Source organism: Sphingopyxis macrogoltabida (assembly GCF_001314325.1).
Taxonomy (GTDB): domain Bacteria; phylum Pseudomonadota; class Alphaproteobacteria; order Sphingomonadales; family Sphingomonadaceae; genus Sphingopyxis; species Sphingopyxis macrogoltabida.
Genome location: NZ_CP009429.1, coordinates 2,827,823 through 2,840,109, shown reverse-complemented (window position 1 = coordinate 2,840,109; position 12,287 = coordinate 2,827,823). Strand labels below are relative to the sequence as shown.

The window sequence follows — 12,287 nt, the reverse complement described above, 5'->3', positions numbered from 1 at the left end:
CGCAGGCCAAAAGGCAATCCAGCTATGAAACGATATCCGCCCAACTCAATTTCAACGTAGTGCCCTTCACCTTGGGCAGGGCTTTGCGGTCGAGCAGCTTGCCCTGCACCTCAAAGTCAGAATCAATCTTCACGATCAGGACCTTGCTAAAGTTGCGCCTGAGATTGAGCGTAATTGTGTCGTTGCTCTTGAAAGGCGTAATCGTCTTCACTTCAACGAAGTGATTGCCAATTTTGCCATCTGATCCTTGTGCGTAATTCCGGTGCAGTTTGAGCCCGTGAGTGATTGCCCCATAGAGTTCGCCGAGATCGCCATACACCTGAAGGTGGCTACCCGTGAGCTCGTAATAGTTCTGCGCAACAGCGAGCAAGTCTTGAAAGATCGGAACCAGATCGACGTCGAGGTTCGGAAACCGGGCTTCGAACTCCAAACGCGCCAGATGTGTGTTGATCTCAGTCCAGGTAATCCATTCACCATCATCGTAAATGGCGTTGTCTTCGTTCCACATGTCTGTTGGGCCGTGCATCATACTGGTGTGACATGCCATCTTACCAGTAAATGACTGGTTTCCTTATCAACGACTGCGCCCATAGAAGAGGAAAGGAAGCTTGCTTCTGACTGAGCCGAAGGAGCGTCGATGGTCGATGCTTGAGCTCGCAATCAGGAGTAAGTCCCATGATCAAGACGATCCCGCTGACCAAGTTGGTCCAGTCCCCTCGCAATGTACGCCGTCACGGCGACCCAGTCGCAGATTCCGAACTGAAAGCGAGCATTGCAGCCCATGGGTTGTTGCAGAACCTCATTGTTCGGCCTGCGGCTCGTGGCAAATTCGAGGTCGAAGCCGGAGAGCGCCGCCGGTGCGCCTTGCTGGCGCTTGCCGAGGAGAAAGTCCTGCCGAAGGGCTACGAGGTTACCTGCCTCGTGCTTGAGGACGATGCGGAAATCGCAGTCGAAACGAGCCTGGCCGAAAACTTCCATCGCCTCGCGATGAACCCAGCCGATGAAGCGCAGGCTTTCGCTGCCCTTATTGATGCTGGTGCCTCGACGGAAGATGTCGCGCGCCGCTTCGGGCTGACGGTCCGCTTCGTCGAAGGCCGTCTGCGTCTCGCGATTCTCGCGCCTGTCGTCTTCGATGCTCTGGCATCCGGTGAAATCACTCTCGATCTCGCCAAAGCTTTCGGCGCGACCTCCGATCAAGAAATTCAGGCTCGCGTCTATGAGCAAGCGTCTTCGGGCTATTATGCGCCCAGCGTCGACAGTATCCGACGCATGGTGCTCTCCGGCACGGTTCGCGGCAGCGATGCTCGGGCCCGTCTTGTCGGTCGCGAAGCCTATATCGCTGCAGGTGGCCGGATCGAACGCGAACTCTTCGACGACGATGACAGCGAGTCCTGGGTCGATGTCGCGCTTCTCGAAACGCTCGCCGTGCAAGAGATGGAGAAGCGCGCCAAGGCGCTCGCAGCAGAGCAGGGTCTTGCCTGGGTCAAGCCGACGCTTGACGCCTATGCCAGTCACGATCTCGTCGAAGGCCTCATTCGACTTCCAGCCGAGCCGGCTCCGTTGACTGACGCCGAACTGGCCCGCCTTGATGAGCTCGATGCCTCGTACGACGAGCATGCTGCCATTCTTGAAGACGAAGACAGCGCCGAAGAAGCAATTGCTGCGGCCGAGGCGACGATCGAAGCGATCGAGCGCGAATGCCAGGACATTCGGGCAAAGCCCCCGGAGCTGGCACCCGAACTGAAGGCCGATGCCGGAATGATCCTCGTTCTCTCGCGCGACGGCACACCGGTTCTCCAGCCGGTGTTCTATGGCGAGCGCGACATCGAAGTCGTTGGTGACGAAGATGTCGTCGAAGTCGTTGCGAGTGTCGGCAGTGATGGCAAACGCCGTGCAGCGCTTTCCAAGCGCCTGGTCGACGAACTTGCGATGCAACGTCGTGACGTGCTCGCGCTCCACGTAGCCTCGGATCCCGGCCTTTCGCTTGACATCATGGTCTTCACCCTCGCGGATGCCGACACCCACGACTGGCGGTCGCGCGCGGCCACGACCCTGCGTGGCGGCGTCCCTGCGGGTCCGATTGTCGGGTTCGAAGCGAAGGATGCGCCGGCAAGCGCATCCCTTGCGGACCTGCGCTCTGGTCTCGATGAGAGCTGGCGATCTGGCGAGGACGCTTCGTCGCGCTTCAAGATGTTTCGGGCACTCGCTGATGAAAGCCGCGCAGCATGGCTCGGCTTCGTCGTCGCTCGCACGCTCGAGGCGAGCCTCAACATGGCAGGCGAACGTCAGATCACGTTCCAGGATCATCTGGGCAGCACGATCGGCATCGACATGGCGCAATGGTGGCGTCCGACCGCGGCAAACTACTTCGACCGCGTCTCGAAGCAGGTCATCCTTGATGCGCTCACCGATGTTGGCGGTTTGGAACTGTCCTCACGCTTTGCATCGGTGAAAAAGGGCGATCTTGCGATGAGCGCCGAGCGCGTCTTCGCGGGGACCTACATCACCGAGGTCGAAGTTCGGGAAAGGGCGCTCGCCTGGGTGCCCGAAGTCATGCGCTTTGCCGATCAGCCGGAAATTCCTGCCGATAACGAAGCGCAAAGCCCCGACGCGGATTTCGTCGCCAACGACGACAATCAGCCCCCGAGCGAGCTGGCCGCCTGACCTCCTCCTGACAGGAACGGCTGCTCGCCACCGTGAAGCGGTCCTCCGGCACATGCCGGGGGGCCGCTTCCTTCATGGAAAGAGAGCGGAGGGGGCTCCGGGATCTCCGGCACTGACCGACGGAACTGTCGTCAGGCCATTTCAGGAGATCCAACATGGCCTATCGCAAGGGACAAAGCGGCGGAGTGTCGCCTGCTACCCGTATCACCCAAGAAATCATCGCCCGCCTCGAGTCCGGCACGAAGCCGTGGATCAAGCCGTGGCGCGGTGTGCCGGTCGCGCGCCCATTGCGGGCGTGCGGCGTCCCTTATCGCGGCATGAATGTATTCTGGCTCTGGATGGTTGCCGACATGTGCGGTTACGCCTCGCCGTTCTGGATGACCTACAATCAGGCCAAAGAACTGGGCGCGCAGGTGCGCAAAGGTGAAAAATCCACCATCGCCATCTTCTACAAGAGCTACACCAAGGAAGTCGAAGCACCCGACACCGGCGAAAAAACCGACGAAAGTCGTCGTGTGCTGAAGGCCTATCCGGTTTTCAATGCTGATCAGGTCGAAGGTCTGCCCGAGCGTTTCCATCCCGCCGCGACGCTTGAGGTGGTGGAGCCCGAGGGCCGTCAGGCTGAACTCGACTCATTCTTTGCCCGTATTCCGGCCGTACTGCGGCATCAGGGCGACGAAGCCTATTATGAGTCAGTGGCTGACCGGGTGACAATGCCGCCTGCGCATCTCTTCTCGGGCTTCGACCACTATTACGCGACGCTCGCGCACGAGCTGTCGCATAATGCCGTAACCCAGATTATGCCGCATGGCCTCCGCTGGAGGCCAGACAGCCCGGCATCGGCCATGCGGCTGTTCGGCATAATCAGAGCCCTTCTAAGAACACCAAGAGGTTATCGTCTGGTCGGAACCGGCCGGGCGGGGTGGCAGGGGCCGCGACGCGAGCGAGCGCCTTTTCCTTCATTCTCATGTCGGCATGGATGTAAATCTGGGTGGTCTCGACGTTTTCGTGACCAAGCCAGAGCGCGATCACCGTTTGATCGACACCGTGGTGGAGCAGTTCCATCGCCGTGCTGTGGCGAAGCGTATGCGGTGTGACCCGCTTGGTGTCGAGGCTCGGGCATGCGCGCGATGCCGTCAGGCAATGCTTGCGTACCAGATGTTCGAGCGCGTCGCGGCTCAGCCGCTCGCCCCGGATCGATGGGAACAGCGGCCTGCTCTCATCCTTGTCGTTGCCGATCCACGTCGCCAGCAGCTTAGCCGTTTCGCGGCGAAGCGGGGTGGCGCGCTCCTTACGGCCCTTACCCATACAGCGGACGTGCGCGCCGGTGCCGAGCGCCACATCACCCCGCGTGAGGCCAACCAGTTCGGATGCCCGCAGACCAGTCTGGACCGCGAGCAGCAGCAGAGCATGATCACGCCGCCCCGTCCATGTCGTGCGATCCGGCGCTGCGAGCAACGCCGCGATCTCATCCGCGTCAAGGAATGTGACCGCACGCTTCACATAGCGCTTGTTGGGCATGGTGAGGATGCGCTGGCAGTGCAGTAGCCAGGTTGGGTCGGTCATCGCGACGAAGCGGAAGAACGATCGGATCGCGGCCAGTCGGGTATTACGGCTGCGAGCGCCGTTGCCCCGCGCCGTTTCGATATGGCTGAGGAAGTCGGCAACCAGATCGGCGTCGATGTCTTCGACCGTCAGCTTGACCGGCGGCTTGCCACGTTGCGCGCTCGCATATCGAAGCAGGAGCCGGAACGTGTCGCGGTAGCCTGCAACCGTGTGGCGGCTTGCCTCCAGTTGCGTGCAAAGCCGGTCGGTGAAGAAGCGCTGGATCAGCGCAGGCAAGGTCGCGACGCTCATTGGTTCACCTCCGGCCGGCGGGTTGCACGGGCCATCGCCAGATCGAGCAGTTCCGGGACCGCCTCCAGATACCAGAACGTGTTGGAGGGATTGGTATGACCCAGATAGGTCGTCAGTCGGATCATTTCGCGCGCGGGGTCTTTGCCCGCGCGATACCACCCGATCATCGTGCGCACCGCGAAGCTGTGGCGAAGGTCATGGATGCGCGGCCCCCGGCCGTGCCGACCATATTGTTGGCCGGGCCGCAGCCCGATCCGCTGGCAGACGTGCGCGAAGTTGTAGCGGGCACTGCAGTCGGTCAGGCGGGTTCCCTTTTCCGTGACGAACAGTGCTGGCGAGGACCGTCCAAGCAGTCGGTCGCGCTCTGCAGCATAGGCGATGAGCTGCGCTACCACGCTTGGGTCGAGCGGAAGCAACCGTTCCTTGCCAAGCTTTCCGCGCCGTATGCGCAGCACGCCAGTCTCGGTGTCGATGTCATCGTCTTTGAGCGCCAGCGCTTCACTGATCCTGAGCCCTGTTACGGCGATAAGCCCGAACAGGGTTGAGCAGGCCAGCGCGCGCAGGCCATAGATGGACGGCAGACCCTTGGCCGCCATGACGATCGCGGCGATCTCGGCCTCCGTATAGATATAAGGACGCTGCCGCGCATAACGCTCAGGGAGCAGCCCGCGCGGCGGCACCTGGTGCGCCGGGTCGATACCGCTCAGCCACTGCGCGAACAGCCGCACCTTGCCGAACCGTGCCGAGCGTGTGGATGTGCCTACAACGGGCAGGCTCGCATCCCAGCGCAGGAACAGCGCCGTATCGACGTGCGAAGCGCGTTCCTGATCGGCGAAGCGGGCGAAGCGCCGGAGTATCCGTTCATCCGTACGAAGATCGTAGCCGAGACTGCGCCGAACGCTCAGATAACGGTCGAGTTGAAGGACGATGCTCATTGCACGCCTCCCGCAACTGGCCAAGGCTGCGCGACCGACCGCAGCCCGTCAATGTCGAGCCGCGCATATATCAGGGTCGATGACCGTGAGCGGTGCCGCAACACGTCGCTCACCTCGTCGAGCGAAGCACCGGCGTTCACCAGTCTGGTCGCAAGGCTATGACGCAACACATGTGATCCGACGTATGGCGTCACCGGCTTTTGCCCGGTCGCCGCCAGTGCATCCTTGATGATGGCGTTGACGATCTGGCCGTTCTTAAACGCGCGGTGCGGCGCGCGGTGGCTGACGAACACGGCTCGGCATGTCGTTGGCCCGCGCTCATCGCGAAGATAGCGGCTCAGCGCGTCCCCGACCTCGCCGGATATCGGCAACCGATCGTGCAACTCGCCCTTGCCGCGCACCATGAGTTCGCCCGCGCGCCAGTCGATATCGTCCAACCGTATCGCGATCACCTCGGGCGCTCGCAACCCGAGCCGCGCCATCAGCAGCAACATCGCATAGTCGCGTGCGGCATGTCGGGGATTGCTGCGCACCGAGCGAAGCACCGCCTCAACGCCATCGGGCGAGAGGTGCCGGGGCAGTCGCGCATCCCAGCGCTGGGCTGTCTTGGGGACGCTGGGTGCGAGATTGGTCGCGGTCGCGCCACGCGCGAACAGATATTGGAAGAAGGTCCGCAGATGCGTCGCTACCGTCTTGTCGCGATAGGGCGTCCGGCGCGCCAGCACTTGCTGCACGAAGCCAGTGATGTCGGCACCGCTCAACCGCGTCAGGTCGATCATTTGCCTGCCGAAGCGATAGTCGAGGAACCGGTTCGCGAAGCCCAGCGTGTGCCTGATCGTGCGCGGGCTCAGGCCCCGTTGTTTGACCAGATAGGCCTCGAAGTCCGCCAACAGCGTGGTCCGCATCACCTCAGCGTCCGTCAGCGGCACAGGCTGCGCCACGCCAATGTCGATGAGATGCGCGGCGAACCGACGCGCCAGATTATGCGGACAAAGCTTCTGACCCTGTTTTCGCGGCACCATCCGTCCCAGCCGTTCGGCCTGATCGAGCGTCAATGCGGAAGGCTCCACGCCCTCAGCGTCCATCAGCCGCCCCAGATTCCGAACGAGATGGCGGTAGGTTTTGAGCGTTCCCGTTTTGTAATTGGCGGCCGCGAAGCTCTCGATGAACGAGTCGAGATAGGGTTCGATGCAAGTGTACTGAGTTTCCGTCATGATCATCGTGCTCCATGTTGTTGGAGCGACGAAGATTATGCCGAATGGGCCAAGCGCGATCATGCCGCCAACCGCGCCTTCTCGCCACGATGCGGCATAATTTGGGTTACGGCATTATGCGACTTATGCCGATATCGGCATAAGTCGCATTGGACCGGCCATGCCAGTCGCCTCGACCGCAATCTCAAGAATCGATTTGGTTCTGCAGCTTACGCTGCCGAGGAACTCATTGCCGAACTTTCGAGCGCTATGCTTGGCGCTGAACTCGGTCTGCCAGTCACCCACCTCGATAGCCATGCGAGCTATATCGAGCACTGGCTCAAGCTCCTGAAGCAGGATGACCGTGCCATTCTCACCGCTGCCGCGAAGGCTGAGGAAGCATCAAGGCTTTTGCTCAGACTCGGAGGACGGATCTCTGCCGATGATACCGACGAAGCGTCTGCCGACGCTGCGTTGGCCGCCTGAAGGAGGGTGTCATGGGCCGATCGGTCAGTTACCCCAGCGGGGCCATTGTCGCCTTCACCGTGCTCGAAGTCGAAAACGACGACGACTGGGACTTCGAATATGAGTGGCTCCGCGAGGATCTGCGTGAGCGCGCAGGGCAGGCATTCCCTTCCCTGATCGCGCACGACGGTTGGCGAGGCCGCGAAGACCGCATCCTCATGCGCAATGCCTATGCAGATTTCGGCGTGTCGGTTTACGCCGGCCTAGTCGCGGTGTGGATCGTCGAGCGTGACGATGGCGCCTATTGGGATGCCGATTGGCGCACGGCCAGATCGCCCAGAGCACAACGCTGGCTGTCCCAGATCGCCCCGCGTTTTGAAGCGTTGTTCGGCGACTACGTCTGCCTCGGTCACATGTCGAACGGTGAAGGCGTTTACGCAAAACGGGTGGCCTGAATGCGCCAGTCACTTTGACCGTGGCGAGGTGCCTGTCCTCCCTGACGAAGCTTGCTTTTGCACTCATGGTCTGAAGCCATGCGAGAAAGGCCCTGGGCCAGCCGCCAGTCTTCCGCAACCCGGCTTGCGCAGGCCCGAGTTGGCCCGGCCCTGTGGGCCGTTGGCCTGCCCGCGCCAGCCTGCCCAAGCAGGTTTCCCCTGTCGGGTGCGGAGACTGCCTCCAGCTGGCCCTGACGGGCTCTCGCTGGCGCAGCCATGAGCGGGTGCGTCAGCCTCACGCCAGTCAGGAGGACAATACCCATGCACTCATCATTTTCTGACCAACTTGCCGGCCTCGATCTTTCCGGTTTTTCGATTGGTCCTGCCCCGGTTTCCACCAATGATTTTCCGGTCCACGATGCGGTAGTCCAGACGCTCGAAGCTGTCTGGTCCGATCTATTTGCGATGGTCTCTGGGACTGCGCTGGAGGCCGATGCCGAGGACCTCGGCTGGGCGTTCGTCAACATGTTTCACCGTTCCGCGACCCGCAAATCGACCGCAGTCGACCGCGCAACCGACGAAGTCCGAGCGCTCCTCGCTACTGCCGATGGATCCGAAATTCACACCCATGAACTCGAGACCCAGGTTGAGCGGGCACAGTGTGCCGAAGGGGCCATGATCGCTCTCGAAGAGATGCGCGAAGTGGCCGCTGCCCTCTATCTCAACGAATTCGGCTCCTCGTGGAAGCCCGTGTCGAGTTCGCGCTTCAATCACAGCGCCATGCTGACTTCCGCGCTTGTCGAGGGGCGCGAGTTCGTCCGAGCCCGGTCCGAAGCCAAGCGCCGCGCCGCCATGCCAGAAGGTACGCCGGTGATATTTTCCGGTGGCCGCACACGCCATCCAAACGAGCAGGACGCTCTCACTTTTGCCAACAACGTCTGGGCTACTCTGGACAAGGTTCACGACCGGGTTCCTGACATGGTTCTTGTCCACGGCGGTGATACCAAGGGCGTTGACCGTCTGGCATCTTCATGGGCGGAACGACGCAACATCCCGCAAATCAGCTTCTCCCTCGACATGCGCCTGGGGGCACGCGCAGGATTCAAGCGCAACGAGCGTATGCTCTCGCTTGACCCCCGTTATGTCGTCGCCTTTCCCGGAAACGGGGTCCTGGAGCGCCTCGTCATCGAAGCGAAATCCCGTCGGATTACCGTCGTCGATCGCCGCGGTCCGCTTGGAACTTCTCCCAAGCGCGCGGCTCAGGATACCGACTGATGCGTCCGGCATCGCGCCAGCGCCATCGGCGCTGGCGCAGCCCGTCAGAGGAAAGAGATCGCCTGATATCGTGGGCAAGACGATCGGTTCTTGCCCGCACATTGCAGGAGAAATCTCATGACTGATTTTCAGGCAATCATGGCGGACTTTACTGTCCGCCAAGCCGAACGCGCGGCGCAGGCACAAAGTGAAATCCAACGGCTCAAGGCAGCTATCATTGCCCCGCTGCGCAATGCCGAAATTGCCCGCGTAGAAATCCGTTTCGATGGGTGCGGCGACAGCGGTGCGGTCGAAGAATGCGTCTTCTCTAACGCCGGCGGGGCGAGTGTTCCGTGTCCCGAAGTGATGATCGACTGTGCTGGAGAAGGCGACGACCAGAGCCTCAATTCCGCCCTCGAGCAACTGACTTACCTTGCTCTCGAACGCCATCATCCCGGATGGGAAATCAATGATGGTGCTTGCGGCGAACTGGTCATCGACGTGGCTACGCCGAGTTTCGTTCTGGACTGCCAGCTGCGTTACACGGCGGCCGACGACCATTCGACTGATCTCTAGGAGAAGTGCGATGGCTCATTGCTATTATCACGCCCTATCGTCGGTTCGGAAATGGGGAGGGGTGGTGGACGATTACCTCCCGCTCCACCAATGGTTTGACCAGTCAAAGGCGATCTTTGCTGATCCGCGGCACCGGGCCCTTCGGCACCATGCCGAAGGCATCTTCATGCTCGAAACGCTGTTCGGGCCTACTATCGTCAACGCCGATAGCCGTGTTGTGCCCGTTCGCCTTGTAGGCGAACAGCACGTCCGCGAGGACTTGGGTACGATTCCTTCCTTTGCGGATTGGGGGCGCCTCATCACGCCCCAAGACTGGATGTTGCGGGGTCATCGTCTGGAAGAGCCTATGCCGCTTGGCACTGTGGAGACTGGTGCTAGCGGTGCGTTTTCAGGGGGTCTTTCGTCGGCTTCGGGAGGAGCGTCCGTAGTCGAGATATGATGTCGCCTTCGAGGCAGGCGAGGTCAGGGGTACGTGGCATCCCGATAATACGAAAAGTCATGGCTTGGCCTGTGCAAGGCACTCGGGACCAACCCGGCCTGTAAGCAAACCTTTCCTGAAGCATCCCCGTCGAGACGCGCAACCCCGATCTGGTCCGGCCGAGTTGCCGGGCTGCGCCCGGCTGCCCGCACCACCCGAACCAGATCGAGGTTTCCCTTCGGTGCGCTTCGCCGGGGCCGCTTCCTAGTCGGGTTTGCAGCCGGGATGGACCCGGAATGCTCGATCAGGAGAAAGACCATGACCAATCTCGTTATCCTCGTTGGCCGCATTGCCCGCGATCCCGAAACCCGTACGACCCAAGGCGGCACCAACATCACCTCGATCTCGGTCGTCACCGACCGTCCCGCCCGCAAGGACGGCAAGACCTACAAGGACGAAAACGGCTACACCGCCAAGGACAGCGAATTCCACCGCGTGACCTGCTTCAACGGGCTCGGCCAGAACGTCGCCAAGTATTGCACCAAGGGCCAGCTCGTGACGGTCGAGGGGCGCATCCACTATACGCAGTGGGAAGACCAGGACGGCACCAAGCGCTACGGCTGCGAGATCATCGCCGACAAGGTGGACTTCCTCACCAAAGGCCGGGCGTCGAACAATGAGGGTGCGCCCGACATCGACGAGGACTGAGTTCTTCCCGCAAACAACAAGGCTCCGATGGTTCGCGCCATCGGGGCCTTTTTTTGTGCTCGCTGGCGTGAACGGCGGGGCGGGGCATCGAGCCCACACCCCGCCGCGGTTGAAGTGTCAGGCGGGGGAGAGCCGCTTGAGGGCATCGTCGATCCCGATGGTGAGCGATTCGCGGATGAGCTGCTTCAGTTGCGCCGGTTCGATCGTCTCGGCTCCGCATTCGAGAAGAACCTTGCCCAGTTCGGCGGCCGCTTCATCACGGAGCCTGGCCTCCTGTGCATCGAGTTCTTCGCGCTGCTCGCGCAGTTTTTTGAGCGCATTACGCGCGCTCGGTTTGGACCTGGCCATCAGATTGTCCTTTCGCTGGCCGTTGGTCCCCTCCACGCGCGACAGTGCCAGCATGGGGCCATGTAGGAAAACGGTTTTTGCCGCGATGCCAGTGCTTTTCACGCTGACGTTGGAGAGGTCTCTCTCGCAGAAAGTCCAAGTGTGATGCGGGCTTTGGGGCCGCGTCAAGGACGACGGGGCCCCACCATTTTTACCGGGCAAGCCCGGCAAAAATCGTTTCCCCCATCGCCGCTTCGCGGCCGCGCTACGCGCGGTCCCTGACCCGGCCCGTCGCCCACATCCTCGCAGCTCCTGATGCGACGCATCGAACATCAGGAGGAAAGATCATGTACGCTTCACTGAATATCGCGCAGGGTTCATTCCAGGCAGATCAGGCAGCCTTCGTTGCCGCACTCGACAAGGCTCATGCCCGGTCCCTTCACAGCTACTTTACCCAATATGTCCTGACCGATGGTGAGGCAGGTTACATCGCGGTCGATGAGGGCGATTACGGCGCACTGCCCAAGGCCATGCTGGACCGGGTCATCGACACAGTGCCTGGAAAGCTGAGCGATGAATTCTGAGGCTACACACAAGGAGGAAGTCCGTCAGGACTTCCTCCTTTCTTTTTGCTCGGGTCCCGTATTGTCGCTCCCGTAGGCATCGCGCGAGCATTCCCTGCAGCATCAGTCCTCGGCGTTAGACGCATCGAATTCCTCCAGCCGATCGGGCATGTCGAGTACCTTCATGGCCGCTGCTGAAATAGCCTCTGCCTTCGTCGGAAAGGCTTCCGCTGAACTGATCGACACGCCGCTCGAATAGGTCACGGTTGCCTGGAAACCATTGCCTTTGGGTGTCGCGCTCAGTGTTACGTCCGCCATAGCCATGCTCCCGGTGGGATGCCCGCGACACCATTCTTCCTGCCGGCGGACTCGATCGATCTTTAACACGATCGGCAATCGAGCGGCATCGTCTTCGTCCCTTGGTCTTGGGAATTCAAAACCGTCGATCCCGTGCAGGTCATGACACTGGAACCTACCCTCTAAGCTGGGGACGGAAGAGCACACCGAACGCAGTAGCTGCTGCTGGTGAAGCTGAGTTAGATTAGCGAGTAACGGCCGATTTTGGCGAGTGGCAGTTTCTTGCTGCCTAATCTCAGCGCGACCTTGCCATGGCTCTGTCAATCGGAGACGAGCTGTAGCAAGTCTGACAGCACCCAATTGGGTCCAATTTTCAATCAGGTACAGTTAGTCTGACAGCTCCGCAACGAGTTTTCCGGCGAACCCCCAATCTTCAAATTCAACTTCTTGAATCACGACATGGACGTGCTCGGGCCTCTTACCGAGGTGCTCCACCATTAAATCTGTGACACCTTTTACGATCTCTCGCTTGGCTTCCTTGGTAGCGCCCTTGGTAAACTGGACATTGATATAAGGCATCGCGGCAAATCCTGTTC

At 60.9% G+C, this 12,287-nt stretch carries 14 protein-coding genes and 2 pseudogenes; 9 read left to right on the top strand and 7 right to left on the bottom strand.

Annotation, left to right across the window (positions count from 1 at the left end):
• Positions 1-22 precede the first annotated feature (22 nt).
• Positions 23-508: a hypothetical protein gene (locus tag LH19_RS13935; RefSeq protein ID WP_082395703.1), complete on the bottom strand. Its 486-nt coding sequence runs from the start codon at positions 506-508 to the stop codon at positions 23-25.
• Positions 509-675: 167 nt separating this feature from the next.
• Between LH19_RS13935 and LH19_RS13930 the strand changes: the two genes are divergently transcribed.
• Positions 676-2,664, top strand: coding sequence for a ParB/RepB/Spo0J family partition protein (locus LH19_RS13930; RefSeq protein ID WP_054729017.1), 1,989 nt, complete (start codon positions 676-678; stop codon positions 2,662-2,664).
• A 155-nt stretch (positions 2,665-2,819) separates the two neighbouring features.
• Positions 2,820-3,446 (top strand): annotated as a pseudogene (locus LH19_RS28045) (ArdC family protein); the annotation flags it as partial.
• A gap of 82 nt (positions 3,447-3,528) precedes the next feature.
• On the opposite strand, the gene LH19_RS13925 reads toward LH19_RS28045, so the two are convergent.
• Genes LH19_RS13925 through LH19_RS13915 form a run of 3 tightly spaced genes read right to left on the bottom strand, consistent with a single transcriptional unit; the run spans position 3,529 to position 6,670 of the window.
• Positions 3,529-4,521 carry a tyrosine-type recombinase/integrase gene (locus LH19_RS13925; RefSeq protein WP_054725040.1) on the bottom strand — a complete coding sequence of 331 codons (993 nt, stop codon included), beginning with the start codon at positions 4,519-4,521 and terminating at the stop codon, positions 3,529-3,531.
• Positions 4,518-5,456: a tyrosine-type recombinase/integrase gene (locus LH19_RS13920; RefSeq protein WP_054725041.1), complete on the bottom strand. Its 939-nt coding sequence runs from the start codon at positions 5,454-5,456 to the stop codon at positions 4,518-4,520. The genes LH19_RS13925 and LH19_RS13920 overlap by 4 nt, the downstream gene beginning before the upstream one ends.
• Entirely contained in the window at positions 5,453-6,670 is a 1,218-nt protein-coding gene (locus LH19_RS13915; protein WP_054732971.1) for a tyrosine-type recombinase/integrase, read from the bottom strand. The genes LH19_RS13920 and LH19_RS13915 overlap by 4 nt, the downstream gene beginning before the upstream one ends.
• Before the next feature lie 144 nt (positions 6,671-6,814).
• Here LH19_RS13915 and LH19_RS29740 point away from each other — a divergent pair.
• From LH19_RS29740 to LH19_RS13890, 6 genes and pseudogenes are all read left to right on the top strand, one after another.
• Positions 6,815-7,135 (top strand): annotated as a pseudogene (locus LH19_RS29740) (zincin-like metallopeptidase domain-containing protein); the annotation flags it as partial.
• Positions 7,136-7,146: 11 nt separating this feature from the next.
• Entirely contained in the window at positions 7,147-7,569 is a 423-nt protein-coding gene (locus LH19_RS13905; protein WP_015459196.1) for a hypothetical protein, read from the top strand.
• 300 nt (positions 7,570-7,869) lie between these two features.
• Positions 7,870-8,823 (top strand): DUF2493 domain-containing protein, encoded by a 954-nt coding sequence (locus LH19_RS13900; protein ID WP_054729014.1) that lies wholly within the window; start codon positions 7,870-7,872, stop codon positions 8,821-8,823.
• Positions 8,824-8,940: 117 nt separating this feature from the next.
• Positions 8,941-9,378, top strand: a complete 438-nt coding sequence (locus tag LH19_RS13895) for a DUF6878 family protein (RefSeq protein ID WP_054729011.1) — start codon at positions 8,941-8,943, stop codon at positions 9,376-9,378.
• 10 nt (positions 9,379-9,388) lie between these two features.
• The gene (locus LH19_RS29475) at positions 9,389-9,817 is read left to right on the top strand and encodes a DUF6915 family protein (protein WP_082395701.1); all 429 of its coding nucleotides are present in this window, start codon (positions 9,389-9,391) and stop codon (positions 9,815-9,817) included.
• Between the two features lie 297 nt (positions 9,818-10,114).
• Positions 10,115-10,504, top strand: coding sequence for a single-stranded DNA-binding protein (locus LH19_RS13890; protein WP_038575578.1), 390 nt, complete (start codon positions 10,115-10,117; stop codon positions 10,502-10,504).
• Between the two features lie 117 nt (positions 10,505-10,621).
• Here LH19_RS13890 and LH19_RS13885 read toward each other — a convergent pair whose 3' ends face one another.
• The gene (locus LH19_RS13885; RefSeq protein ID WP_234715932.1) at positions 10,622-10,906 is read right to left on the bottom strand and encodes a DUF6437 family protein; all 285 of its coding nucleotides are present in this window, start codon (positions 10,904-10,906) and stop codon (positions 10,622-10,624) included.
• Positions 10,907-11,178: 272 nt separating this feature from the next.
• On the opposite strand from LH19_RS13885, the gene LH19_RS13880 reads away from it, so the two are divergent.
• Positions 11,179-11,415: a hypothetical protein gene (locus LH19_RS13880; RefSeq protein ID WP_013832744.1), complete on the top strand. Its 237-nt coding sequence runs from the start codon at positions 11,179-11,181 to the stop codon at positions 11,413-11,415.
• A gap of 102 nt (positions 11,416-11,517) precedes the next feature.
• Here LH19_RS13880 and LH19_RS13875 read toward each other — a convergent pair whose 3' ends face one another.
• Complete coding sequence (locus tag LH19_RS13875; RefSeq protein WP_054729007.1) at positions 11,518-11,712, bottom strand: hypothetical protein; 195 nt, start codon at positions 11,710-11,712, stop codon at positions 11,518-11,520.
• Between the two features lie 366 nt (positions 11,713-12,078).
• A complete protein-coding gene (locus LH19_RS13870; protein ID WP_054588526.1) occupies positions 12,079-12,270 on the bottom strand; it encodes a tautomerase family protein in 192 nt (63 codons plus the stop codon).
• Positions 12,271-12,287: the final 17 nt, after the last annotated feature.

Coding starts and splice junctions, on each gene's coding strand:
- LH19_RS13935 (WP_082395703.1), bottom strand. CDS start 508: ATGTGGAACGAAGACAACGCCATTTACGATGATGGTGAATGGATTACC.
- LH19_RS13930 (WP_054729017.1), top strand. CDS start 676: ATGATCAAGACGATCCCGCTGACCAAGTTGGTCCAGTCCCCTCGCAAT.
- LH19_RS13925 (WP_054725040.1), bottom strand. CDS start 4,521: ATGAGCGTCGCGACCTTGCCTGCGCTGATCCAGCGCTTCTTCACCGAC.
- LH19_RS13920 (WP_054725041.1), bottom strand. CDS start 5,456: ATGAGCATCGTCCTTCAACTCGACCGTTATCTGAGCGTTCGGCGCAGT.
- LH19_RS13915 (WP_054732971.1), bottom strand. CDS start 6,670: ATGACGGAAACTCAGTACACTTGCATCGAACCCTATCTCGACTCGTTC.
- LH19_RS13905 (WP_015459196.1), top strand. CDS start 7,147: ATGGGCCGATCGGTCAGTTACCCCAGCGGGGCCATTGTCGCCTTCACC.
- LH19_RS13900 (WP_054729014.1), top strand. CDS start 7,870: ATGCACTCATCATTTTCTGACCAACTTGCCGGCCTCGATCTTTCCGGT.
- LH19_RS13895 (WP_054729011.1), top strand. CDS start 8,941: ATGACTGATTTTCAGGCAATCATGGCGGACTTTACTGTCCGCCAAGCC.
- LH19_RS29475 (WP_082395701.1), top strand. CDS start 9,389: ATGGCTCATTGCTATTATCACGCCCTATCGTCGGTTCGGAAATGGGGA.
- LH19_RS13890 (WP_038575578.1), top strand. CDS start 10,115: ATGACCAATCTCGTTATCCTCGTTGGCCGCATTGCCCGCGATCCCGAA.
- LH19_RS13885 (WP_234715932.1), bottom strand. CDS start 10,906: ATGCTGGCACTGTCGCGCGTGGAGGGGACCAACGGCCAGCGAAAGGAC.
- LH19_RS13880 (WP_013832744.1), top strand. CDS start 11,179: ATGTACGCTTCACTGAATATCGCGCAGGGTTCATTCCAGGCAGATCAG.
- LH19_RS13875 (WP_054729007.1), bottom strand. CDS start 11,712: ATGGCGGACGTAACACTGAGCGCGACACCCAAAGGCAATGGTTTCCAG.
- LH19_RS13870 (WP_054588526.1), bottom strand. CDS start 12,270: ATGCCTTATATCAATGTCCAGTTTACCAAGGGCGCTACCAAGGAAGCC.